Raw genomic sequence first — 22,639 nt, 5'->3', positions numbered from 1 at the left:
TTTCAGTCGAGCGATGCATAAAGGGCGAGATCCCGCGCCATCGTCCGTCGCACGAGGTCTTCCGTCTCGGGCGACAGGTCGAGCGGGGCTGCGGGCGAGACATTCAGCCGAGGCAGGATGATCTCGCATCCAAGCCGCTCCTCCAGGAAATCGATGAAGCGCCCGATCTCCTCGTAACGGAACAGCCGGTCCAGGCCTTGGCCCCCCGTTGCATCAAGGAAGCGGGCCTGCGAGCCAACAGCCGCAAATTCCGGTTGCGGATCCGACACATAGGCGCGCACGAACTCGTCAAACGTGACGTGAGCGGTGCTCTTGGCCGCCTCCACGACATCGTCCCGCTGGCGGTGGCGATACCAGCTTCCCAACCACGCCCGCGGCTCTCGCATGAGGGCCACTACGGTGAACGGCTCGCCCGAGGCCGCCTCCAGATACGGGCCGATGAAGCGCCGATAACTTTCGACCGACGTATGCTTCAGCAGCGGTGGCCGCTGGATCGATGCGGCCGCCAGTGATTCGAGGGCCGTCTCGATCGCTGTCGTTCCTGTCTTCGGTGTGGCGAGAAACACCAGCCGCTGTTCCCAGAATATGAGCATCCTGTCCCCTCGTTGCTCCTGAACCTCTGCGGGTTCCGGTGTCGTGAACCAGTGCTTAACCCCTTTCGTCGAAAGCTGCATCTACCGGAGAATCCGGTTGTAATGTTCGACTTTCGGTCTCATAGTCCGACCGGAACATTAGGCGAACACGCGAAGCGATTGCTGCCCCTGCGCGGCTGTGAAATAAGGAACGGGACATGGCGACGGCGAACCTGCTCGACTTGAACGGAAGGCGCGAGATGGACAAGGCGAAGGCGCTCGAGAGCGCGCTGGCACAGATTGAACGGCAGTTCGGCAAGGGCTCCATCATGAAGCTGGGCGCAAACAGCCCGGTGATGGAGATCGAGGCGACCTCGACGGGATCGCTGGGTCTCGACATTGCCCTCGGCATCGGGGGCCTGCCGAAGGGGCGGATCATCGAGATCTATGGTCCGGAAAGTTCGGGCAAGACAACGCTGACGCTGCATGTGGTGGCGGAGGAGCAGAAGAAGGGCGGCGTCTGCGCCTTTGTGGATGCCGAGCACGCCCTCGATCCTGCTTACGCCAAGAAGCTGGGAGTCAATCTTGACGAGCTTCTGATATCCCAGCCGGACACGGGTGAGCAGGCTCTGGAGATCGTGGACACGCTTGTCCGCTCGGGCGCGGTCAGCCTGATCGTGGTGGATTCGGTCGCGGCTCTGACGCCGAAGTCCGAGATCGAGGGCGATATGGGTGACATGCAGATGGGCTCGCAGGCCCGTCTGATGAGCCAGGCGATGCGAAAGCTGACCGCCTCGATCGGCCGATCCAACTGCATGGTGATCTTCATCAACCAGATCCGGATGAAGATCGGCGTCATGTTCGGCAGCCCCGAGACGACGACGGGCGGCAACGCCTTGAAGTTCTATGCCTCTGTCCGGCTCGACATCCGCCGAACCGGCGGGATCAAGGACCGCGACAATGTGATCGGCAACACGACCAAGGTGAAGGTGGTGAAGAACAAGGTGGCCCCGCCGTTCCGCGAGGTCGAGTTCGACATCATGTATGGCGAGGGCATCTCGAAGACGGGTGAACTGGTCGATCTTGGTGTCAAGGCGGGCGTTGTCGAGAAATCCGGCTCCTGGTATTCCTACGGCGACGAGCGGATCGGGCAGGGGCGCGAGAACGCCAAGGCTTTCCTCCGCGCCAATCCGTCGGTTGCAGGTGACATCGAGGACAAGATCCGCGCCTCGCACGGGCTCGATTTTTCGACCGGAGAGATCGGCAAGGACGACGATCTGGTGGACATGTGACGCTTCTGCGCGTCGAGGTGGACAGCCCCGGCGCGCAGCATTAAACGAGACGGCGAACCGCAGATCCGCCTGACAGAGGCTTCCTTCATGCCGTCCTTGAACGATATCCGCTCGACCTTCCTCGACTATTTCCGACGCAACGGGCACAGGGTCGTGGAGTCGAGTCCGCTCGTCCCGCGCAACGACCCGACGCTCATGTTCACGAACTCGGGGATGGTGCAGTTCAAGAACTGCTTCACCGGGCTTGAGCATCGTGACTACACCCGGGCGACAACGGCGCAGAAGTGCGTCCGTGCGGGCGGCAAGCACAATGACCTGGACAATGTGGGTTACACGGCCCGGCATCACACCTTCTTCGAGATGCTGGGGAACTTCTCCTTCGGCGACTATTTCAAGTCGGAGGCCATCCCCTTCGCATGGGAGCTTCTGACCAGGGACTTCGATATCCCGCGGGAAAAGCTGCTCGTTACCGTCTATCACACCGATGACGAAGCCGCCTCGATCTGGAAGAAGGTGGCGGGCCTGCCGGATGACCGGATCATTCGCATCCCGACCAACGACAATTTCTGGATGATGGGTCCCACGGGCCCGTGCGGTCCCTGCACCGAGATCTTCTACGATCACGGTCCCTCGATCTGGGGCGGTCCGCCCGGCTCCGCGGATGAGGATGGCGACCGATTCATCGAGATCTGGAACCTCGTCTTCATGCAGAACGAGCAGCATCCCGATGGGTCGATGACGCCGCTGCCCAAGCAGTCGATCGACACCGGGATGGGGCTCGAGCGGATCGGCGCGCTCCTCCAGGGCAAGCATGACAACTACGACACCGACCTGATGCGCAGCCTGATCGAGGCTTCGGCGCATGCGACTTCGACCGATCCGGATGGCACGGGCAAGACTCACCACCGCGTCATTGCCGACCATCTCCGCTCGACCTCCTTCCTGATCGCCGACGGGGTGATGCCGTCGAACGAGGGGCGCGGCTATGTGCTGCGCCGGATCATGCGCCGCGCGATGCGTCATGCCCATCTTCTGGGCGCACAGGATCCCGTCATGCACCGCCTGGTGCCCGCCCTGGTTCGGCAGATGGGGGCCGCCTATCCCGAACTGACCCGTGGTCAGGCGCTGATCGAGGAGACGCTGAGGCTCGAGGAAACCCGCTTCCGCCAGACGCTCGACCGCGGTCTGCGGTTGCTTGAGGATGAACTGGATCGTCTGCCGGAGGGCTCGCCGCTGCCGGGCGAGGCGGCCTTCAAGCTCTACGACACCTACGGTTTTCCGCTCGACCTGACGCAGGACGCGCTCCGCGAAAAGGGGCGCAAGGTGGATGTCGAGGGCTTCGAGGCGGCGATGGCCGAGCAGAAGGCCAAGGCTCGCGCCAGCTGGTCCGGCTCGGGTGAGACCAAGGATGCGGCGATCTGGTTCGATCTGGCCGAAAAGCGCGGCGCGACCGAATTCCTGGGCTATGATACGGAAAAGGCCGAGGGGCAGATCCTCGCGATCGTTGCGGGCGGGGCGGAGATCGCTTCGGCCACGCCCGGTCAGACGGTTCAGATCATCCTCAACCAGACCCCCTTCTACGCCGAATCCGGCGGTCAGGTCGGGGACACGGGTGAGTTGCGCACCGACACCGGCCGGGCCCGGATCACGGATGTCAGAAAGGGGCAGGGGCTCTTCCTGCATTTTGCCGAAGTGACGGAGGGCGAGATCCGGCCGGGTCAGGGCGCGGCGCTCGAGGTGGATCACGCCCGGCGTTCGGCGATCCGGGCGAACCACTCGGCCACCCACCTCCTGCACGAGGCGCTCCGGCGGGCGCTCGGTGATCATGTCGCGCAGCGGGGCTCTCTGAATGCTCCCGACCGGCTACGCTTCGACTTCAGCCACTCCAAGGCGCTCAGCGCCGAGGAACTGGCCACGGTCGAGGCCGAGGTGAACCAGTTCATCCGCTCGAACGGAATGGTCGAGACGCGGATCATGTCGCCCGACGACGCGCGGGCGCTCGGCGCCCAGGCGCTCTTCGGCGAGAAATATGGCGACGAGGTGCGCGTGGTCTCGATGGGCACGCTCGCCGGCTCGGGCAAGGGCATGGACGGCCAGACCTATTCGCTGGAGCTGTGCGGTGGCACGCATGTGGCGCGGCTGGGCGACATCGGTCTGTGCGTGATCCTCGGCGACTCGGCTTCGTCCGCCGGTGTGCGTCGGATCGAGGCGCTGACCGGGGAGGGCGCGCTGGCCCATCTCAACGAGCAGATGCAGCGGCTGGCCCAGGTGGCGGCCACTCTGAAGGCGTCGCCAGCCGAGATGGTGGACCGCGTCAAGGCGCTGGTCGAAGAGCGTCGGCAGCTTCAGAACGAGGTGGCGCAGCTGCGTCGTGAGGCGGCCATGGGCGGCGGTGCCGCCGCCGAGGCCAAGGACATCGGCGGCGTGAAGTTTCTGGCCCAGATCGTCCAGGGTGTGCCGGGCAAGGACATGCCGGGGCTCATCGACGAGATGAAGGCGCGCGTGGGCTCGGGCGCCGTGCTCCTGATCTCGGACACCGCCGGCAAGGCGGCACTGGCCGCCGGTGTCACGCCGGACCTGACCGACCGGCTGTCCGCGGTGGCGCTGGTCAAGGCCGCGGCCGAGGCGCTCGGCGGGCGCGGCGGCGGCGGGAGGCCGGACATGGCGCAGGCGGGCGCGGCCGACGCGTCTCAGGCCGAAGCGGCGATCCGCGCGGTTGAAGCGGTGATCGGAGGCTGAGATGGCGACTGCGCTCTGGATTGCGAATGTGGACGTGACCGACGCCGAGGCCTATGGCCGTTACGCCAAGGGCGCGGGCCCGGCGATTGCCGCGCACGGGGGTGTCTTCCTTGCCCGCGGCGGCCGCCATGTGCAGCTCGAGGGGCGCGACCGTTCCCGCAACGTTGTGGCGCGCTTTCCGTCGGTCGAAGCGGCGGTGGCCTGCTATCACTCGGCCGAATATCAGGCGGCGCTCGATCATGCGCGGGGTGCATCGGTCCGGGATCTCGTGGTGGTCGAAGAGGTCGAGTGAGGACGCGGCCCCTGCGCTCTCTGTCGCGGGGGGCGCTATAGTAACGGTTTCCTGATGCGACGGCTCGTGGTTCGGGGTATCGTGGCCACGAGCAGTAGATGGGGCAGGGCGAACATGCCGGAACCGCTGCGCGCCGGCGGAGCGCGTTGATCATGTGCCGTTGGGCCGCCTACATCGGGGCGCCGATCTTCCTCGAGGAAGTCGTGAGCCGCCCCGGACACTCGCTGATCCACCAGAGCCACTGCGCGACGGAATGCGGCACGGCGATCAACGCCGACGGCTTCGGCATCGCCTGGTATGGCGAGCGGCCCGAGCCGGGGCTCTATCGCGACGTCTATCCGGCCTGGAGCGATCCGAACCTTCGCAGCCTCACCGCGCAGGTGAAGTCGGGCCTGTTCCTCGCCCATGTCCGCGCCTCGACCGGCACCGCCACCAGCCGCAACAACTGCCATCCGTTCGTGGTCGGCCGCTGGAGCTTCATGCACAACGGGCAGGTCGGCGGTTACGACCTGTTCCGTCGCGATGCCGACATGCTGATCCCGGAGGCTCTCTACGGGCACCGCAAGGGGGCCACGGACAGCGAGGTGCTGTTCCTCGTGGCCCTGGCCGAGGGTCTCGAGCAGGATCCGAAGGGCGCGCTCGAGCGGGCGGTTCAGGGGCTGGAGCGGCTCTCGCGCGAGAAGGGGAACGTCCCCCACATCCGCCTCACGGCGGCGCTCTCGGACGGCGAGCGGCTTCATGCGGTGCGCTATGCCTCGGACGATCAGGCGCCCACGCTCTATCACCGCTGGAGCCTGCGGCGCGGCGGCCGGGCGGTCGTGTCCGAGCCGCTCGAGCAGGACGAGGGCGACTGGCTGCCCGTGGCCCCCGCCTCCTTCTGCACCTTCGAGGGTGAGGCGGTCAGGATCGAGCCGTTCCGACCCGCCGCCCAGGCCGAAGCGGCCTAACGAAAAAGGGCGCCGCGGGGGCGCCCTCCGTCACTCGGCGGCCTTCGCGGCGCGCTTGCGCTCATGCGGATCGAGATGGCGCTTGCGCATACGCACGATCTTGGGGGTCACCTCCACCAGCTCGTCATCATCGATGTAGGCGATCGCCTGCTCGAGCGAGAGCCGGACCGGGGGCGTGAGGCGCACGGCCTCGTCCGTGCCTGAGGCGCGGACGTTGGTGAGCTTCTTGCCCTTCAGCGGGTTCACCTCGAGATCGTTCTCGCGCGAGTGCTCGCCGATGATCATGCCGACATAGACGGCTTCCTGCGCGCCGATGAAGAGATGGCCCCGCTCCTCGAGGTTCCAGAGCGCATAGGGGACCGAGCTGCCGTTTTCCATCGAGACGAGCACGCCGACGCGGCGGCCCTCGATCGGGCCCTTGTGGGGCGCCCATTCGTGGAAGACGCGGTTCAGCACGCCGGTGCCGCGGGTATCGGTCAGGAACTGGCCGTGGTAGCCGATCAGCCCGCGCGAGGGCACATGCGCAATGATCCGGGTCTTGCCGGCGCCCGCCGGCTTCATCTCGACCAGCTCGCCCTTGCGCGGCCCGGTCAGCTTTTCGATCACCGCGCCGGTGAACTCGTCGTCCACGTCGATGGTCACTTCCTCGATCGGCTCCATCCGCTGGCCGTTCTCTTCGCGGAAGAGCACGCGCGGGCGCGAGATGGAGAGTTCGAAGCCTTCGCGGCGCATGTTCTCGATCAGCACGCCCATCTGCAGCTCGCCCCGGCCCGCGACCTCGAAGGCCTCGCCGCCGGGCGTGTCGGTGACCTTGATCGCGACGTTGATCTCGGCCTCCTTCATCAGCCGCTCGCGGATCACGCGCGACTGGACCTTGTTGCCGTCCTTGCCGGCGAGCGGCGAATCGTTGATCCCGAAGGTCACCGAGATGGTGGGCGGGTCGATCGGCTGCGCCGGCAGCGGCACATCGACCTCGGGTGCGCAGAGCGTGTCGGCCACGGTCGCCTTGGACATGCCGGCCAGGGTCACGATGTCGCCCGCCTCGCCCACCTCGATCGGGGTCTGCGAAAGGCCGCGGAAGGCCAGCACCTTCGACACCCGGAACTGCTCGATCCGGTCGCCGGTGCGCGAGAGCGCCTTGAGCGTGTCGCCGGCCTTGACCGTGCCGGCCTCGACCCGCCCCGTCAGGATACGGCCGATGAACGGGTCGGCCGAGAGCGTGGTGGCCAGCATGCGGAAAGGCTCGTCGCGGGCGGCGAGCTGTTTCGGCGCCGGCACATGGCGCAGCACCAGCTCGTAAAGGGCCGACAGATCCTTGCGCGGCCCGTCGAGCTGCTCATCGGCCCAGCCCGAGCGGCCCGAGGCGTAAAGCACGGGAAAATCGAGCTGATCGTCATCCGCGCCGAGGTTGGCGAAGAGGTCGAAGACCTCGTTCAGCGCGCGGTCGGGCTCGGCGTCGGGCTTGTCCACCTTGTTCAGCACCACGATCGGCCGCAGCCCCAGCGCCAGCGCCTTCGAGGTCACGAACTTGGTCTGCGGCATCGGCCCTTCGGCCGCATCGACCAGCAGCACCACGCCGTCCACCATGTTCAGGATGCGCTCGACCTCGCCGCCGAAATCGGCGTGACCGGGGGTATCGACGATGTTGATGCGCTTGCCCGACCATTCGAGCGAGGTGCATTTCGCCAGGATGGTGATCCCGCGCTCGCGTTCGATGTCGTTGCTGTCCATCGCGCGCTCGGCCACGGCCTGGTTGTCGCGGAAGGCGCCGGACTGCTTGAGGAGCTCGTCCACGAGGGTCGTCTTGCCATGGTCGACGTGCGCGATGATGGCGATGTTGCGAAGCTCCATCGGGGTTCTCTCTCGGGTAGGGATCAGGGGTTCGTGCGCGGCGTTACATGACGCGGCGCAGAAAGGCCAGAGTTTTCCGGCGGGGCGGAGAAGAAGCGTCAGGTCGCGATATAGCGATCACGGCGGTGGTTGATCGCGATCACCAGGTTCACGACCAGCGCGCCGAGGAAGGACCAGGCGACAAGCGGCCACTCCCGCAGCAGGAGCGCCACGGCAAAGAGCACGGCATCAAAGGCGAGCTGGGTCCAGCCGGCACGAAAGCCGGTCCTGTCCTGCAGATAGAGCGCGAGGATCCCGATCCCGCCAAGGCTCGCACCATGGCGGAAGAGCGCGAGGAGCGCCGAGCCCGAGGTGAGCCCGAACAGCACCGCTCCAAAGGCCGGGTCGAGATGCGCAAACGAGATCCACTGGGGCATGACCTGCGCCAGCGCCGACAGGAGCGCCACTGACAGGAAGGTCTTGATCGTGAAGGCCGGCCCCATCCGGCGGTAGCCCAGCCAGTAGAAGGGGATGTTGATCGCGAAGAAGACCGGCGCAAATCCCCATCCGGTCGCATAGGAGATCAGGACCGCGAGGCCCGCCGTCTGGCCCGTCACCAGGCCAAGATGCGTGAGGATGGTGATCCCGAAGGCTGCCATCGTGCAGCCATAGGCGATGGCCTGCGCGTCTTCGAGTCTGGTATGGGCGGTTGCCTCGGTCATCACAGGATCCATCGTTTAACTCAGGGCGATCCCCCGAACAGGCCTGCCCCGTCTGCAAAGCCCCCCCAACAGCCACGTCCCTCGCAAACATCAGCCGGAACGGCCGCACAAGCGATGCCCCACGGAAGGCCGGCCCCTTCGCACTTTCACTCTGGAAAAATATCCTCGGGGGGTCCGGGGGGCAGACAGCCCCCCGGCTTTCGGCGCATCTCAGGCGCCGAGGGCGCGGTCGAGATATTCGTCCACCTTTTCCAGATAGCCCATCGTCGTCAGCCACTTCTGGTCCGGCCCCACCAGAAGCGCGAGATCCTTGGTCATGAACCCGTCCTCGACCGCCTGCACCGTCACCCGCTCCAGCGTCTCGGCGAAGCGCATGAGTTCCGCGTTGTCGTCGAGCTTCGCCCGGTGCTTGAGCCCGCCCGTCCAGGCGAAGATCGAGGCGATCGAGTTGGTCGAGGTCTCCTTGCCCGCCTGGTGCTGGCGGTAGTGCCGCGTCACCGTGCCATGCGCGGCCTCGGCCTCCACCGTCTTGCCGTCCGGCGTCATCAGCACGCTCGTCATCAGCCCGAGCGAGCCGAAGCCCTGCGCCACCGTGTCCGACTGCACGTCGCCATCGTAGTTCTTGCAGGCCCAGACATAGCCGCCCGACCATTTCAGCGCCGAGGCCACCATGTCGTCGATCAGCCGGTGCTCGTAGGTGATGCCCGCGGCCTTGAACCTGTCGGCAAATTCCTCCTCATAGACCTTCTGGAAGAGGTCCTTGAAGCGGCCGTCATAGGCCTTGAGGATGGTGTTCTTGGTCGAGAGATAGACCGGCCAGCCGAGGTTCAGCCCGTAGTTCATCGAGGCCCGCGCGAAGTCGAGGATCGACTCGTCGAGGTTGTACATCGCCATGGTCACGCCCGAGCCCGGCGCGTCGAAGACCTCGCGCTCGATCACCGTGCCGTCCTCGCCCACGAACTTGAGCGTGAGCTTGCCCTTGCCGGGGAAGCGGAAGTCGGTGGCGCGGTACTGGTCGCCGAAGGCGTGGCGGCCGACGACGATCGGCTTCGTCCAGCCCGGCACGAGGCGCGGCACGTTCTTGCAGATGATCGGCTGGCGGAAGATCACCCCGCCGAGGATGTTGCGGATGGTGCCGTTCGGGCTTTTCCACATCGACTTCAGGCCGAACTCCTCGACCCGCGCCTCGTCGGGGGTGATGGTCGCGCATTTCACGCCGACGCCGTACTGCTTGATCGCGTTGGCCGCGTCGATGGTGATCTGGTCCTCGGTGCGGTCGCGCTCCTCGATGCCGAGATCGTAGTAATGCAGGTCGATGTCGAGGTAGGGCAGGATCAGCTTCTGCTTGATGAAGTCCCAGATGATGCGGGTCATCTCGTCGCCGTCGAGTTCGACGACGGGGTTGGCTACCTTGATCTTCGACATGGTGAGGCTCCCGGAATGATTGATCACGCCCCGCATAGCGGAAAAGCCCGCTGGAGAAAAGCCCGGTATGCCAAGGTATACCGGATCAGCCCGCGGGGGCGTCGAAATAGCGCCGGGTCAGGGCGCGGACATGGTCCCAGAGGCGCGGCGCGCCTCGGGCGATCTTGACGCCGACTCGTGCGTCGAGTTGGTCGGAGCTGACGTTGAAATCGCGCCAGGTGCCGCCGCCGGACTCGAGATTCTGCATGACCGGCTGAACCCGGTCGATGGAGCGGGCGAAGATCGCATCGGGCGAGACGCCCTCCTCGAACTCATCCCACAGCGCCCGGAGGGTTCGTGCCTGGTCCTCGGGCAGAAGGCCGAAGAGTCGGTCGGCCGCCGCGGATTCGGCCTCGGCCACCGAAACCGCGTCATGGCTGCCGTGGATCGGCGTGTCGCCGCAGTCGATCTCGACGAGATCGTGGATCAGCAGCATCTGCAGGACGCGGTCGATCCGCACCTCGGGCCGCGCCTGATCGGCCAGCACGAGGGCATAGAGCGCGACATGCCAGGAATGTTCGCCCGAATTCTCGCGCCGCGAGGCGTCGCAGAGCGTGTTGGCGCGCAGGACGGATTTCAGCCGGTCGGCCTCGGCCAGGAAGGCAAGCTGCCGGCCGAGCCGATCGCTCACCGCGAGACCTCGGTGAGCCGCCGCTTCACATAGTCGGACACCTTGGCGACCATCGGGTTCATGTGCGCCTCCTCGTCCTTGAAGAAGTGGTCGGCACCCTCGATCTGCTCGTGGGTGATGGTGATGCCCTTCTGCTCGTGCAGCTTGTTCACCAGCGAGACCGTATCCTTCGGCTGCGCCACGCGATCGGCGGTGCCGTTGATGATCAGGCCCGACGAGGGGCAGGGCGCCAGGAACGAGAAGTCATACATGTTGGCCGGCGGAGCCACCGAGACGAAGCCCGTGATCTCGGGCCGGCGCATCAGGAGCTGCATCCCGATCCAGGCGCCGAAGGAAAAGCCCGCGACCCAGCAGTGTTTCGCGTTCTGGTTCATCGACTGGAGATAGTCGAGCGCCGAGGCCGCATCCGACAGTTCGCCGATGCCCTGGTCATACTCGCCCTGCGACCGGCCGACGCCGCGGAAATTGAAGCGCAGGACTGTGAATCCGAGCCGGTAGAAGGCATAGTGAAGGTTGTAGACGACCTTGTTGTTCATCGAGCCGCCGAACTGCGGATGCGGATGCAGAACGATGGCGATGGGGGCGTCACGGTCCTTCTGGGGGTGGTAGCGGCCTTCGAGCCGGCCCTCTGGGCCTGCGAAAATGACTTCGGGCATCGCCTCGCCTTGCCTGTTTCTTCCGGGCGTATTCTTGACAAAAACGCTCGGGCAAATTAGAACCATTCCACCTGGGCGGAGGACCCGCCCCGGAACCGTAACGAGTTAAGCGGCCTGCTGCTTGGCGTCAATGGATTTGGCGGAAACAGAAAAATGAAACTCTCGACCAAGGGTCGGTATGCGATGGTGGCGCTGGTGGATCTGGCCCTCGCGCAGAAGTCGGGCAACGAGCTTGTCTCGCTTGCGGAGGTCTCGAAGCGGCAGGACATTTCGCTGCCCTATCTGGAACAGCTTTTCGTCAAGCTGCGGCGCGCGGGGCTGGTCGAAGCGGTGCGCGGGCCGGGCGGCGGCTACAAGCTGGCGCGGGACGCGCAGGAGATCCGGGTCAGCGAGATCATGGAAGCGGTGGAAGAGACGGTCAATGCGATGCATACCGGCGCTGGTGCAAGTGGAGGCGTTTCGGGCTCGCGTGCACAATCCTTGACCAACCGGCTGTGGGAGGGGCTGTCGGCGCATGTCTATGTCTTCCTTCACCAGACCCGTCTGTCGGACATCATCAAGAACGAGATGCGTCCATGTCCGGCGGTGCCGGCGCTGTTTCGAGTTGTTGTCGAGGATTGAGCGGTTGGTGTCGCGGCCGGTCGCCGGGGGCTGCCGCCCCCGGGCCCCCGCGGATATTTCCGCCAGAATGAAGGGTGAAGGGTGAGGTCGCGCATCTATCTGGACTGGAACGCCACGGCACCGCTGCGCCCCGAGGCGCGGGCGGCGATGGCCTCGGCGATGGATCTGGTCGGCAATCCCTCGTCCGTCCATGCCGAGGGCCGTGCGGCGAAGGCGCTGATGGAGCGCGCGCGGGCGCAGGTGACGGCGGCTCTGGGCGCCGATGGCGCCGATGTCGTCTTCGTCTCGGGCGCCACCGAGGCCGCGGCGCTGGCCTGTGCCGGTCGCGGCCTGCTGTGCGCCGAGGTCGAGCATGAGGCGGTGTCGGCCTGGTGCCATTCGTCGCTGCCGGTCGATGGGGACGGTCGGGTTAGGGTGGATGATCCTGCCCGGACCGCCCTGCAGATGGCCAATTCCGAGACCGGGATCCTGCAGGATCTGCCCGAGGGGCTGGCCGTCTCGGACCTGACGCAGGCCTTCGGAAAGGTGCCCTTCGCCTTCAACTGGTTGGGCTGCGCCATGGGATTCGTTTCGGCGCACAAGATCGGCGGGCCGAAGGGCGTGGGGGCGCTGGTGATCCGGCGCGGGCTCGATCTGGAGGCGCGGCTGAAGGGGGGTGGCCAGGAGATGGGGCGCCGGGCCGGGACGGAGAACCTGATTGGAATCGCAGGGTTCGGGGCCGCGGCGGAGGCGGCCGCGCGCGATCTGGCGGCGGGCGCATGGGAGTCTGTCCTTCAACTTAGAAATATTCTAGAATTGTCGTTGTGCGAGGACGGCAAAGGAACTATTTCTGTCGGGAAAGCGGCCCGTCGGCTTCCGAACACGCTCTGCCTTGTCACGCCCGGCTGGAAGGGCGAGACGCAGGTGATGCAGATGGACCTTGCGGGATTCGCCGTCTCGGCCGGCTCGGCCTGTTCGTCGGGCAAGGTGAGGGCGAGCCGGGTGCTGCGGGCGATGGGACTGGACGAGACGTCCGCCGCTTCGGCGCTGCGGGTGTCGATCGGGCCGGGAGTGACGGAGGCCGAGGTGATGCGCTTCGCCGAGGCCTGGCTCCGGGCGCGCGACCGGCACAGGGCCCGCGCCGCCTGATGGATCGGGCCGCCCCGCGGGGGCGGTGCAAGTGGCAAGACGGGGCCGCGCCCCTTGGAACGGAGACTGAGACCGATGGCGACACTGGAAGAGACCGTGGTTCCCGAGGTCCGCGACGGCGTCGATCGTGAGACGATCGAGACGGTCCAGGCGATGGCCGGCAAGTACAAGTACGGCTGGGAAACCGAGATCGAGATGGACTTCGCCCCCAAGGGGCTGAACGAGGACATCGTGCGGCTGATCTCGACGAAGAACGATGAGCCGGAGTGGATGACCGAATGGCGGCTGGCGGCCTATCGGCGCTGGGTGCAGATGGAAGAGCCCCGCTGGGCGATGCTCAACTACCCCGAGATCGACTACCAGGACCTCTACTACTACGCCAAGCCCAAGAGCATGGACGTGAAGCCGAAGTCCCTGGACGAGGTCGATCCGAAGCTGCTGGAGACCTACAAGAAGCTGGGCATCCCGCTGAAGGAGCAGGCGCTTCTGGCCGGGGTCGAGGGCGCCGACGGCCCGGACGCGCCGCGTCAGGTGGCGGTGGATGCGGTGTTCGATTCGGTTTCGGTCGGCACCACCTTCAAGGCGGAACTGGCCAAGGCCGGGGTGATCTTCTGCTCGATCTCGGAGGCTGTGCGCGAGCATCCCGAGCTGGTGAAGAAATATCTCGGCTCGGTCGTGCCGCAGTCGGACAACTATTTCGCGACGTTGAACTCGGCCGTCTTCTCGGACGGGTCGTTCGTCTATATCCCGCCGGGCACCCGCTGCCCGATGGAGCTGTCGACCTATTTCCGCATCAACGCCGAGAACACCGGCCAGTTCGAGCGGACGCTGATCATCGCCGACAAGGGCGCCTATGTGAGCTACCTGGAAGGCTGCACCGCGCCCAAGCGCGACACGAACCAGCTTCACGCCGCGGTGGTGGAGATCGTGGTGCTGGAGGACGCCGAGGTGAAGTATTCCACGGTGCAGAACTGGTATCCGGGTGACGAGGAAGGCCGGGGCGGCATCTACAACTTCGTGACCAAGCGGGCCGACTGCCGCGGGGCGCGGTCCAAGGTGATGTGGACGCAGGTCGAGACCGGCTCGGCGATCACCTGGAAATACCCCTCCTGCATCCTGCGGGGCGACGACAGCCAGGGCGAGTTCTACTCGATCGCCATCGCCAACAACGCCCAGCAGGCCGACACCGGCACCAAGATGATCCATCTGGGCAAGAACACCCGGTCGCGGATCGTGTCCAAGGGGATTTCGGCCGGCAAGGCCCAGAACACCTATCGCGGCCTTGTGTCGATGCACCCGAAGGCCACGAACAGCCGCAACTACACCCAGTGCGACAGCCTGCTGATCGGCGACAAGTGCGGGGCGCATACCGTCCCCTACATCGAGGTCAAGAACAACTCGAGCCGGGTCGAGCACGAGGCCACCACCTCGAAGGTCGATGACGACCAGCTGTTCTACTGCCGCTCGAGGGGCATGGACGAGGAAGAGGCGGTGGCGCTGGTGGTGAACGGCTTCTGCAAGGAAGTGCTGCAGGCCCTGCCGATGGAGTTCGCCATGGAGGCGCAGGCGCTGGTCGCCATCAGCCTCGAGGGGAGCGTCGGGTGATCGCGGCGCCGGCCCATGACTCCCTTTGTGGTGCAGGCGCTGATCCTCGGCACGGGCGTGGGCGCGGGGCTCTGGCTTGTCTGGTGGCGCGTGGGGCAGCCCTCGGGCCTCAGGCGCTGGGGCATGGCGCTGGCGGCGGGGCTCTTCTGCGGGGCGGCCTCGTTCGTGATCTCGCGCGCCATCGCCTCGGTCTGACGGAGGCCGGGCGATGATCGTGACCACCACCCCCGGCGTCGAGGGCCATCAGATCGCCACCTACCACGGGATCGTGACGGGCGAGGCGATCCTCGGCGCCAACGTGATCCGCGACCTCTTCGCCGGGATCACCGATTTCATCGGCGGGCGCTCGGGCGCCTACGAGAAGGAACTGGGCCGCGCCCGCGAGACCGCGCTGTCCGAGATGGAGCAAGCCGCGCGGGCGAAGGGCGCGAATGCCGTCGTCGGTGTCGATCTCGATTACGAGGTCATCAACAACATGCTGATGGTGTCGGCCTCCGGCACCGCCGTCACCATTGCCTGAGGAAGAAAGATGCTCGAGATCAAGAACCTGCACGTCAAGCTTGAAGAAGAGGACAAGGTGATCCTGAAGGGGGTCAACCTGACGGTCGAGGCCGGCAAGGTCCATGCGATCATGGGGCCGAACGGCTCGGGGAAATCGACGCTGTCCTATGTGCTCGCGGGGCGCGACGGCTATGAGGTCACCGAAGGCTCGGCCACGCTCGACGGCGAGGAACTGCTGGAAATGGAACCCGAGGTGCGGGCTGCGGCGGGCCTCTTCCTGGCCTTCCAGTATCCGGTCGAGATCCCGGGCGTGGGCAACATGACCTTCATGCGCACCGCTCTGAACGCGCAGCGCAAGGTGCGCGGCGAAGAGGAGATGAGCGCGGGCGACTTCCTCAAGCTCGTGCGCGAGAAGGCCAAGGCGCTCAAGATCGACGCCGACATGATGAAGCGCCCGGTCAATGTGGGCTTCTCGGGCGGCGAGAAGAAGCGCAACGAGATCCTGCAGATGGCGGTGCTGGAGCCCCGGATGTGCATCCTCGACGAGACCGACTCGGGGCTCGACGTGGACGCGCTGAAGCTGGTCTCGGAAGGGGTGAACGCGCTGCGCGACGCGGGCCGCGGCTTTCTCGTGATCACCCACTACCAGCGGCTGCTGGATCATATCCAGCCGGACGTGGTGCATATCATGGCCAATGGCCGGATCGTGAAGACCGGCGGGCCGGAGCTTGCGCTCGAGGTCGAGAAGAACGGTTACGCCGACATCCTGGCGGCGGAGGAGGCGTGATGGCCGAGGCTCTGCCGAAGGACGATCTGCTGGCGGCGCGGATCGCCGGCCTGTCGTTCCCCAATGAGGGTTGGCAGGCGCCGGCCCGCTTCGACGCGCTGGCGCGGCTGACCGCCATGGGCCTGCCGGGGCGGCGCGACGAATACTGGCGCTACACCGATCCCGCCAGCTTCAACCGTGCCGAACCGTTCCCGGCCCCCACCTTCGACGACGACGGCGAGGGGATGGTGTTCGAGGGCATCGACCGGCTCAGGCTCGTCTTCGTCGATGGGGTGTTCGATGCCGAGGCCTCGGATCCGCTGGCGCTCGATCATGTCGAGATCGGGCTTCTGTCGGCGGCGCAATCCGACATCCACTGGGCGCGCGAGCTTTATGGCGTGCTCGAGGCGCGCGGGCAGGTGCCGGTGAAGCGTCCCTTCGCGGCGCTGAACACGGCCTTTGCGACCGAAGGGGTGCTGATCCGGGTTACCGGCTACGTTCCGCGGCCGATCGCGCTGATCTACATCCATTCCTCCGACACGTCGGACGCGATGCTGCACCATTGCATCCGCGTCGAGAGCGGGGCGGACGTGACCATCCTCGAGAGCGGTCCGGCGGCGGCGCGCTTCACGAAGGTGATGGAAGTGGACGTGGCCGAAGGCGGGCGCTTCCACCATATCCGGGCGCAGGGCCGCGACCATGACCGGCGCGCCTCGACCCACATCTTCGCGCGGGTGGCGGGCAAGGGGCTCTTCAAGTCCTTCACGCTGACGGCCAATGGCGTGATGACCCGCAACGAGGCGGTGATCGAGCTGGTGGGCGACGAGGCGGTGGCCCATGTTGCGGGCGCAGCAATGGGCGACGGCCGCTTCCACCACGACGACACCGTGTTCGTCACCCACGAGGGCGAGTGCTGCGAAAGCCGCCAGGTCTTCAAGAAGGTGCTGAAGAACGGCGCCACCGGCGTCTTCCAGGGCAAGATCCTGGTCAAGCCCGGCGCGCAGAAGACCGACGGCTACCAGATCAGCCAGTCGCTGCTGCTCGACGGGGATTCGGTCTTCCTCGCCAAGCCCGAACTCGAGATCTACGCCGACGATGTGAAATGCTCGCACGGCTCGACCTCGGGGGCGATCGACGAGACGGCGCTCTTCTATCTCCGCTCGCGCGGGGTGCCGCTGAAAGCCGCACAGTCGCTTCTGGTGCTTGCCTTCCTCGCCGAAGCCATTCAGGAAATCGAGAACGAGGAAATCGCCGAGGACATCCGGCAGCGGCTGGAGAACTGGCTGGCGCGTCACGAGCATTGAATGGCTGTTACCACCGACATCGTCCAGAGTTATCGTCACCCCCGCACCGTCATCCGGCGGTATCTCGATGCCGGTGAGAACGAGGGGCGGGCGCTTGTCATCCTGATGGGCGCCTGCCTGCTGATCTTCGTCTCGCAATGGCCGATCCTGGCGCGGCAGGCCTATCTCGATCCCTCCCAGCCGCTCGAGGCGCGGATGAGCGGGGCGCTGATGGGCACGGTCTTCCTGCTGCCACCGATCTGCTACGGGATCGCGGCGCTCAGCCATCTGGTCGCCCGGCTGTTCGGTGGCCGGGGCAGCTTCTTCGGCGCGCGGCTGGCGCTGTTCCTCGCGCTGCTCGCCACCGCGCCGCTCATGCTGCTGAACGGCCTTGTCGGCGGCTTCATCGGTGAAGGGACGGGCGTGCTGATCGTGGGTTTCCTCGTGCTGGGCGGGTTCCTCGCCATCTGGCTTTCCATGCTGATGGAGGCCGAGCGATGAGCCTCTCCCTCGGCGATCTGCTGCGCCTGGCGCGCTTCACCGTCACCAGCCCGCGAGAGGGCGCGCGCGCCCTCATGGCGATGGGCCTGCCGATGGAGGCGCGCTGGATCGCGCTGGTCCTGACGGCGGTCGGCGCGGCGCTCGTGACCTTCATCGGTCTCACGCTTCTGCCGCAGGACGTGCGGAACCTGATCGGAGACGACCTGCCGAGCCCGCTCTTCAGCGCGGGGCTTCAGGTCGGGCTGCTGGCGGTGTCGGCGGGGCTCATCTACCGGATCGGGGTCTGGCGCGGCGGCCGTGGCAGCTTTCCCGATGCGGTCCTGCTTGTGGCGTGGCTGCAGTTCATCCTGCTCTGCCTCGAGGTGATCCAGCTTGTGGCGCAGCTCATCCTGCCGCCCTTCGCGGATCTGCTCGGCGTGGTGGGGATCGTGCTCTTCTTCTGGCTCCTGACCCATTTCGTGGCCGAGCTGCATGGCTTCACATCCACCGTCGCCGTCCTTGGCGGCATCCTGCTCACGCTCTTCGGCATGGCCTTCGTGCTGGCCGCGATCCTGATGCCCTTCCTGGGCGGCTGAGGTTTTCCATGTTCGACGTCGATGCCATCCGGCAGGACTTTCCGATCCTCGCGCGCGAGGTGAACGGCAAGCCGCTCGTCTATCTCGACAACGGCGCCTCGGCCCAGAAGCCGGCCGCGGTGATCGAGGCGATGAACCTCGCCTACAGCCACGAATATGCCAACGTCCACCGCGGGCTGCACTACCTGTCCAACCTCGCGACCGACAAGTACGAGGCCGTGCGCGCGACCATCGCCACCTTCCTCAACGCGCCTTCGCCCGAGGAGATCGTCTTCACCACCGGCACGACCGAGGGGATCAACCTTGTCTCCTACGGCTGGGCGGCGCCCCGGCTTCAGCCGGGCGACGAGATCGTGCTCTCGATCATGGAGCATCACGCCAACATCGTGCCCTGGCACTTCCTGCGCGAGCGGCAGGGCGTGGTGCTGAAATGGGTCGATGTGGATCAGAACGGCGACCTCGATCCGCAGGCGGTGCTGGATGCCATCGGGCCCAGGACGAAGCTCGTGGCGGTCACGCACATGTCGAACGTGCTGGGCACGGTGGTCGATGTGGCCGCAATCTGCGCGGGTGCGCGCGAGAAACGCGTGCCGGTGCTGGTGGACGGCTCGCAGGCGGCGGTGCACATGCCGGTCGATGTCAGCGCGATCGGCTGCGACTTCTACGCCATCACCGGCCACAAGCTCTACGGTCCCTCGGGGTCGGGCGCGATCTGGATCCGCTCCGAGCGGATGGAGGAGATGCGCCCCTTCCTCGGCGGCGGCGACATGATCCATGAGGTGACGCGGGATACCGTCACCTACGCCAAGCCGCCCATGAGGTTCGAGGCGGGCACCCCCGGCATCGTCCAGCAGATCGGCCTCGGCGTGGCGCTGCATTACATGATGAACGTGGGCATGGCCGAGATTGCCGCGCACGAGCGCATCCTGCGCGATCACGCGCGGGACCGGCTGGCCGCCCTCAACTGGCTGGATGTGCAGGGCAACTCGGCGGGGAAGGGAGCGATCTTCTCCTTCACCATCCGGGGGGGCGCGCATGCGCACGACATCTCGACCGTTCTCGACCGCAAGGGCGTGGCGGTGCGGGCGGGCACCCATTGCGCCATGCCGCTGATGCAGCATTACGGGCTCGGCGCCACCTGCCGCGCCTCCTTCGCCATGTACAACACCACTGACGAGGTGGACCGGCTGATCGAGGCGCTTGAACTCTGCCACGACCTATTCGGCTGAAAGTCTGCCTCAGGCGGCCGCCACCAGCAGGAACAGAAGCGCGAGCAGCCCCATCCCGCGGCGATAGAGCGTCAGGCCCAGACGCAGCTCGGCGGCGCCAGGGTCGGGGTCACCGGCATTGAGCCAGGGCTCCGCCGACACCCGATCGCCATAGTTCCGCGGGCCCGAGAGCCGCACGCCCAGCGCACCCGCCATCGCGGCTTCGGGCCAGCCCGCGTTGGGCGAGCGGTGGGCGCGGGCGTCGCGCCGCATCGTGGCCAGCGCCGTCCGGGGGCTGCGGGAGACCAGCGCGAACAGCACCCCCGTCAGTCGCGCCGGGATCAGGTTCACCCAGTCGTCCGTCCGCGCCGAGGCCCAGCCGAAGGCCTCGTGCCGCGGCGTGCGATGGCCGATCATGGAATCGAGCGTGTTGATGGCCTTGTAGGCCGCGATCCCCGGCAGGCCGAACAGCAGGCCCCAGAAGAGCGGCGCCACGATCCCGTCCGAGCTGTTCTCGGCCAGGCTTTCAAGCGCGGCCCGCGCCACGCCCGCCTCGTCGAGCTGCGCGGGATCGCGGCCCACGATCATCGAGACCGCCCGCCGGGCTTCGGGAAGGTTCCCCCGTTCCAGCGGGTCCGCCACGGCCTCCACATGCTCGTGCATCGAGCGGAGGGCCACGAGGGGCCAGGCCAGGAGCCCGGTCAGAACCGCCCCCATGAGGCCACCCGGCAGGAGCGTCTGCACCAGCGCCGCAGGCAGGGCCGCAGCCAGCACCGTGACCCCGAGCGCCGCAACGCCCGCGCGCCGACGCTGAGGCTCGGTGCCGCGGTTCCACCGAGCATCGAGGGCCGTGATCAGCCGACCCATCCAGACGACCGGATGGCCGATCCGGGCGTGGATCCGGTCGGGCCAGCCGAGCGCCGTGTCCGTGGCCATCGCCACCAGCATCGCACCCGCATGGAACATCGCCTGACCCTCGATTTCCCGGCGGCCAGAGGGGCCGTCCGGGCCTCGCCTTTCAGCGAAATCGGTCGCTTATGCAAGTGCCGATCCATCCGTTCGACGGTCAGCCTGTCGGTTTGGGCAAGTCGCGTTTCGCGGCGCAAACAGGTAGAACGATTCCAGCAAAGCAACCGTCAGGTCGATTGTCTCTCGTGTCCCGGAGTATCCCGATGCCGCAGTTCCATCATCGTGACAATGCCCGCCTTGTTCGCCACGGGCGCTGGGTTCTGGGTCTGTCGCAAGAGGATTTTGCGGCACGCGTCGGTCTTGACGTGACGGATGTGCGGGCGCTGGAAGCCGGTCGCTCGGGTTCCAAGACCAACTCGGTCTCGGCCCTGGAGACGCTGCTCGCCGCGGGCTTGCAGGGCATGCCGGCCGGTCGCGGCTGATCCCTCCCTCCTGTTTGTCCGCAAGCGCACCCTTGGGTGCGCTTATCTGTATCCGGCGGCCTGAAGTTCGAACAGTTCGGCGTAGCGCCCGGGCCGTGCCACCAGTTCGTAATGCGTGCCGCTGGCCTCGACCCGACCGTTCGCCAGCACGAGGATCCGGTCCGCCATCCGCACCGACGAGAAGCGGTGCGAGATCAGAACCGCCGTCCGTCCGGCCGACAGCTCCTTGAAGCGCTGGAAGACCTCGAACTCCGACCGTGCATCGAGCGCGGCCGTGGGTTCGTCGAGGATGAGCACCTCGGCATCGCGCATGTAGGCGCGGGCGATCGCGAACTTCTGCCACTCGCCGCCCGAGAGCTCGATCCCGTCGCGGAACCGCTTGCCGAGCATCTGGCCGTAGCCTTCCGGCATCCGTGCCACGATCCGGTCGGCGAGGCTGCGGCGCGCGGCTTCCTCGATCCGCGCCGGCTCGTCTCGGTCCTCGATCCGGCCGACGGCGATGTTTTCGCCCGCGCTCAGGGAGTAGCGCACGAAGTCCTGGAAGATCACCCCCATCGCCCCGCGCAGCGCCACCGGATCGAAGCTGCGCAGATCCTGCCCGTCGAGCAGGATGCGCCCCTCGTCGGGATCGTAGAGCCGCGCCAGGAGTTTCACGAGCGTGGTCTTGCCGGCGCCATTTTCGCCCACGAGCGCGAGCGTCTCGCCGGCCCTCAGCTTGAAGGACAGGTCGCGCACGGCCCAGCTCTCGGCCCCCGGATAGCGGAATCCCACGCCCTCGAAGCGGAAGCCCTCGCGGATGGGCCGGGGCAGGGCCCGCGGTTCGGCCGGGGGAAGGATCGTGGGCTTCTGGCGGAAGAAGCCGAAGAGATCCTCGAGGTAGAGCGCCTGGGAGGCGGTGGTCGAAAAGCCGGTGAGCAGCCCCTCGACAAGGCCGCGCAACCGGAGGAACGAGCCCGCAAGGAAGGTCAGGTCCCCGATCGACAGCCGCCCGGTGAGGGTGGCGCCGATCATCCAGAGATAGGCGAGGTAGTAGCCCGCCGTCCCCAGCGCGCTGAAGAGCGTGCCCCAGGCCGCGCGCGCCGAGGCGATGCGCCGCCGGGCGCGGTAGAAGCTCTCCGAGAGGGTGCGGTAACGCTCGATCAGGAAGGGGGCGAGGCCGAAGATCTTGATTTCCTTGGCTGTCTCCACGCCGGCGGCCGTGACGCGGATATAGTCCAGCTCGCGCCGCTCGGGCGTGCGGCGGAAATCGAGATTGTAGTTCTGCGCGTTGAAATGCGCCTCGCCCAGAAAGGCCGGGACCAGCGCCGCCACGAGGAGCAGGATGAGCCAGGGGTTGTAGAGCACGAGGCCCCCGGCCAGCGAGGCCACCGTCACCCCGTCCTGCATCAGCGTGAGGATCTGGCCGGTCAGCGTCATGCGCCCGCCGGACTGGCGCCGGGCCCGCTCGAGCCGGTCCTGGAACCCCGCATCCTCGAAGGCGGCAAGGTCGAGGCTGGCCGCATGATCCATCAGCCGCACCGACGAGGCCATCGTCAGCCGCTCGGTCAGCAGCGTGTCGATGAGCCCCCCGAGCCGACCGAGCAGGTCCGAGAGGATCGCGAGCAGGAACTCCGCCCCAAGGAGGAGGACGAGCGTGCCGGTGCTGTCCGTGCCGATCCAGCCCAGCGGTCCCGTCTCGGGCGCAGGTGTCGCGGCAAGGCGCACCACCTCGTCGATGATGAGCTTGCCGAACCAAAGGGCCGTCACCGGGATCAGCGCCCGCACCAGCCGGACGAGCAGGCTCAGGACCAGCAGTCCGGGGCTGGCCTGCCAGACCATCCGCAGGAAGGGCGGCACGTTGCGCAGCGCGGCCCAGCGGGCGCGGAAGCCGGGAAGGTCGGGGGCGGGATCGGATCTCATCGGCGGACCTTTGGCC

23 protein-coding genes are annotated in these 22,639 nt (G+C 66.7%); 15 read left to right on the top strand and 8 right to left on the bottom strand.

Annotation, left to right across the window (positions count from 1 at the left end; all coding sequences use genetic code 11):
* Positions 1 to 2: 2 nt before the first annotated feature.
* Entirely contained in the window at positions 3 to 593 is a 591-nt protein-coding gene (locus LV780_RS10805; protein ID WP_011909334.1) for a hypothetical protein, read from the bottom strand.
* A 197-nt stretch (positions 594 to 790) separates the two neighbouring features.
* Between LV780_RS10805 and recA the strand changes: the two genes are divergently transcribed.
* From recA to LV780_RS10785, 4 genes are all read left to right on the top strand, one after another.
* Positions 791 to 1,864 carry a recombinase RecA gene (gene recA, locus LV780_RS10800; protein ID WP_011909333.1) on the top strand — a complete coding sequence of 358 codons (1,074 nt, stop codon included), beginning with the start codon at positions 791 to 793 and terminating at the stop codon, positions 1,862 to 1,864.
* Positions 1,865 to 1,951: 87 nt separating this feature from the next.
* Entirely contained in the window at positions 1,952 to 4,603 is a 2,652-nt protein-coding gene (gene alaS, locus LV780_RS10795) for an alanine--tRNA ligase (protein ID WP_108221024.1), read from the top strand.
* A 1-nt stretch (position 4,604) separates the two neighbouring features.
* Complete coding sequence (locus LV780_RS10790) at positions 4,605 to 4,895, top strand: DUF1330 domain-containing protein (protein ID WP_101341776.1); 291 nt, start codon at positions 4,605 to 4,607, stop codon at positions 4,893 to 4,895.
* A 152-nt stretch (positions 4,896 to 5,047) separates the two neighbouring features.
* Entirely contained in the window at positions 5,048 to 5,842 is a 795-nt protein-coding gene (locus tag LV780_RS10785) for a class II glutamine amidotransferase (protein ID WP_108221025.1), read from the top strand.
* 30 nt (positions 5,843 to 5,872) lie between these two features.
* On the opposite strand, the gene typA is transcribed toward LV780_RS10785, so the two are convergent.
* The 5 genes from typA to LV780_RS10760 all read right to left on the bottom strand — a co-directional run bounded on the left by typA (position 5,873) and on the right by LV780_RS10760 (position 11,145).
* Positions 5,873 to 7,693: a translational GTPase TypA gene (typA, locus tag LV780_RS10780; protein ID WP_011909329.1), complete on the bottom strand. Its 1,821-nt coding sequence runs from the start codon at positions 7,691 to 7,693 to the stop codon at positions 5,873 to 5,875.
* Positions 7,694 to 7,791: 98 nt separating this feature from the next.
* The gene (locus tag LV780_RS10775; protein ID WP_108221026.1) at positions 7,792 to 8,394 is read right to left on the bottom strand and encodes a YitT family protein; all 603 of its coding nucleotides are present in this window, start codon (positions 8,392 to 8,394) and stop codon (positions 7,792 to 7,794) included.
* A gap of 210 nt (positions 8,395 to 8,604) precedes the next feature.
* Complete coding sequence (locus tag LV780_RS10770) at positions 8,605 to 9,819, bottom strand: NADP-dependent isocitrate dehydrogenase (RefSeq protein WP_108222811.1); 1,215 nt, start codon at positions 9,817 to 9,819, stop codon at positions 8,605 to 8,607.
* Positions 9,820 to 9,904: 85 nt separating this feature from the next.
* On the bottom strand, positions 9,905 to 10,489 hold the full coding sequence (locus LV780_RS10765; RefSeq protein WP_011909326.1) for an HD domain-containing protein: 585 nt from the start codon (positions 10,487 to 10,489) through the stop codon (positions 9,905 to 9,907).
* Complete coding sequence (locus LV780_RS10760; RefSeq protein WP_044248247.1) at positions 10,486 to 11,145, bottom strand: alpha/beta hydrolase; 660 nt, start codon at positions 11,143 to 11,145, stop codon at positions 10,486 to 10,488. Before LV780_RS10760 ends, LV780_RS10765 begins: the two co-directional genes overlap by 4 nt.
* A gap of 153 nt (positions 11,146 to 11,298) precedes the next feature.
* Between LV780_RS10760 and iscR the strand changes: the two genes are divergently transcribed.
* From iscR to LV780_RS10710, 10 genes are all read left to right on the top strand, one after another.
* Positions 11,299 to 11,766 (top strand): Fe-S cluster assembly transcriptional regulator IscR, encoded by a 468-nt coding sequence (gene iscR, locus LV780_RS10755; RefSeq protein ID WP_011909324.1) that lies wholly within the window; start codon positions 11,299 to 11,301, stop codon positions 11,764 to 11,766.
* Between the two features lie 81 nt (positions 11,767 to 11,847).
* A complete protein-coding gene (locus tag LV780_RS10750; RefSeq protein ID WP_117345022.1) occupies positions 11,848 to 12,894 on the top strand; it encodes a cysteine desulfurase family protein in 1,047 nt (348 codons plus the stop codon).
* A gap of 75 nt (positions 12,895 to 12,969) precedes the next feature.
* A complete protein-coding gene (gene sufB, locus LV780_RS10745) occupies positions 12,970 to 14,499 on the top strand; it encodes a Fe-S cluster assembly protein SufB (RefSeq protein WP_117345021.1) in 1,530 nt (509 codons plus the stop codon).
* Between the two features lie 15 nt (positions 14,500 to 14,514).
* Positions 14,515 to 14,694 carry a hypothetical protein gene (locus LV780_RS10740; protein WP_117345020.1) on the top strand — a complete coding sequence of 60 codons (180 nt, stop codon included), beginning with the start codon at positions 14,515 to 14,517 and terminating at the stop codon, positions 14,692 to 14,694.
* Positions 14,695 to 14,707: 13 nt separating this feature from the next.
* On the top strand, positions 14,708 to 15,019 hold the full coding sequence (locus LV780_RS10735; protein WP_117345019.1) for a heavy metal-binding domain-containing protein: 312 nt from the start codon (positions 14,708 to 14,710) through the stop codon (positions 15,017 to 15,019).
* Positions 15,020 to 15,028: 9 nt separating this feature from the next.
* Positions 15,029 to 15,787 (top strand): Fe-S cluster assembly ATPase SufC, encoded by a 759-nt coding sequence (sufC, locus tag LV780_RS10730; RefSeq protein ID WP_011909320.1) that lies wholly within the window; start codon positions 15,029 to 15,031, stop codon positions 15,785 to 15,787.
* Positions 15,787 to 17,070 (top strand): SufB/SufD family protein, encoded by a 1,284-nt coding sequence (locus tag LV780_RS10725; protein ID WP_108220308.1) that lies wholly within the window; start codon positions 15,787 to 15,789, stop codon positions 17,068 to 17,070. The genes sufC and LV780_RS10725 overlap by 1 nt, the downstream gene beginning before the upstream one ends.
* Positions 17,071 to 17,550, top strand: a complete 480-nt coding sequence (locus tag LV780_RS10720) for a YIP1 family protein (protein ID WP_108220309.1) — start codon at positions 17,071 to 17,073, stop codon at positions 17,548 to 17,550.
* A complete protein-coding gene (locus tag LV780_RS10715) occupies positions 17,547 to 18,125 on the top strand; it encodes a Yip1 family protein (RefSeq protein ID WP_011909317.1) in 579 nt (192 codons plus the stop codon). The genes LV780_RS10720 and LV780_RS10715 overlap by 4 nt, the downstream gene beginning before the upstream one ends.
* Before the next feature lie 8 nt (positions 18,126 to 18,133).
* Positions 18,134 to 19,354, top strand: a complete 1,221-nt coding sequence (locus LV780_RS10710; protein WP_108220310.1) for a cysteine desulfurase — start codon at positions 18,134 to 18,136, stop codon at positions 19,352 to 19,354.
* Positions 19,355 to 19,363: 9 nt separating this feature from the next.
* Here the strand turns inward: LV780_RS10710 and cbiB are convergent, their stop codons facing one another.
* Positions 19,364 to 20,299 carry an adenosylcobinamide-phosphate synthase CbiB gene (cbiB, locus tag LV780_RS10705; RefSeq protein WP_101341439.1) on the bottom strand — a complete coding sequence of 312 codons (936 nt, stop codon included), beginning with the start codon at positions 20,297 to 20,299 and terminating at the stop codon, positions 19,364 to 19,366.
* 206 nt (positions 20,300 to 20,505) lie between these two features.
* On the opposite strand from cbiB, the gene LV780_RS10700 reads away from it, so the two are divergent.
* Positions 20,506 to 20,724 carry a helix-turn-helix domain-containing protein gene (locus LV780_RS10700; RefSeq protein ID WP_011909314.1) on the top strand — a complete coding sequence of 73 codons (219 nt, stop codon included), beginning with the start codon at positions 20,506 to 20,508 and terminating at the stop codon, positions 20,722 to 20,724.
* A gap of 42 nt (positions 20,725 to 20,766) precedes the next feature.
* On the opposite strand, the gene LV780_RS10695 is transcribed toward LV780_RS10700, so the two are convergent.
* Positions 20,767 to 22,623: an ABC transporter ATP-binding protein gene (locus LV780_RS10695; protein WP_117345018.1), complete on the bottom strand. Its 1,857-nt coding sequence runs from the start codon at positions 22,621 to 22,623 to the stop codon at positions 20,767 to 20,769.
* Positions 22,624 to 22,639 lie beyond the last annotated feature (16 nt).

It is taken from the genome of Cereibacter azotoformans, assembly GCF_021391315.1.
In the GTDB taxonomy this organism is placed as follows: Bacteria; Pseudomonadota; Alphaproteobacteria; order Rhodobacterales; family Rhodobacteraceae; genus Cereibacter_A; species Cereibacter_A azotoformans.
Note: the sequence above shows the minus strand (reverse complement) of the source record. Positions and strands in the feature narration are given on the sequence as shown.

Coding starts and splice junctions, on each gene's coding strand:
- LV780_RS10805 (WP_011909334.1), bottom strand. CDS start 593: ATGCTCATATTCTGGGAACAGCGGCTGGTGTTTCTCGCCACACCGAAG.
- LV780_RS10700 (WP_011909314.1), top strand. CDS start 20,506: ATGCCGCAGTTCCATCATCGTGACAATGCCCGCCTTGTTCGCCACGGG.
- LV780_RS10735 (WP_117345019.1), top strand. CDS start 14,708: ATGATCGTGACCACCACCCCCGGCGTCGAGGGCCATCAGATCGCCACC.
- LV780_RS10740 (WP_117345020.1), top strand. CDS start 14,515: ATGACTCCCTTTGTGGTGCAGGCGCTGATCCTCGGCACGGGCGTGGGC.
- iscR (WP_011909324.1), top strand. CDS start 11,299: ATGAAACTCTCGACCAAGGGTCGGTATGCGATGGTGGCGCTGGTGGAT.
- LV780_RS10695 (WP_117345018.1), bottom strand. CDS start 22,623: ATGAGATCCGATCCCGCCCCCGACCTTCCCGGCTTCCGCGCCCGCTGG.
- typA (WP_011909329.1), bottom strand. CDS start 7,693: ATGGAGCTTCGCAACATCGCCATCATCGCGCACGTCGACCATGGCAAG.
- cbiB (WP_101341439.1), bottom strand. CDS start 20,299: ATGTTCCATGCGGGTGCGATGCTGGTGGCGATGGCCACGGACACGGCG.
- LV780_RS10790 (WP_101341776.1), top strand. CDS start 4,605: ATGGCGACTGCGCTCTGGATTGCGAATGTGGACGTGACCGACGCCGAG.
- sufB (WP_117345021.1), top strand. CDS start 12,970: ATGGCGACACTGGAAGAGACCGTGGTTCCCGAGGTCCGCGACGGCGTC.
- LV780_RS10770 (WP_108222811.1), bottom strand. CDS start 9,819: ATGTCGAAGATCAAGGTAGCCAACCCCGTCGTCGAACTCGACGGCGAC.
- alaS (WP_108221024.1), top strand. CDS start 1,952: ATGCCGTCCTTGAACGATATCCGCTCGACCTTCCTCGACTATTTCCGA.
- LV780_RS10775 (WP_108221026.1), bottom strand. CDS start 8,394: ATGACCGAGGCAACCGCCCATACCAGACTCGAAGACGCGCAGGCCATC.
- LV780_RS10715 (WP_011909317.1), top strand. CDS start 17,547: ATGAGCCTCTCCCTCGGCGATCTGCTGCGCCTGGCGCGCTTCACCGTC.
- recA (WP_011909333.1), top strand. CDS start 791: ATGGCGACGGCGAACCTGCTCGACTTGAACGGAAGGCGCGAGATGGAC.
- sufC (WP_011909320.1), top strand. CDS start 15,029: ATGCTCGAGATCAAGAACCTGCACGTCAAGCTTGAAGAAGAGGACAAG.
- LV780_RS10710 (WP_108220310.1), top strand. CDS start 18,134: ATGTTCGACGTCGATGCCATCCGGCAGGACTTTCCGATCCTCGCGCGC.
- LV780_RS10720 (WP_108220309.1), top strand. CDS start 17,071: ATGGCTGTTACCACCGACATCGTCCAGAGTTATCGTCACCCCCGCACC.
- LV780_RS10785 (WP_108221025.1), top strand. CDS start 5,048: ATGTGCCGTTGGGCCGCCTACATCGGGGCGCCGATCTTCCTCGAGGAA.
- LV780_RS10760 (WP_044248247.1), bottom strand. CDS start 11,145: ATGCCCGAAGTCATTTTCGCAGGCCCAGAGGGCCGGCTCGAAGGCCGC.
- LV780_RS10725 (WP_108220308.1), top strand. CDS start 15,787: ATGGCCGAGGCTCTGCCGAAGGACGATCTGCTGGCGGCGCGGATCGCC.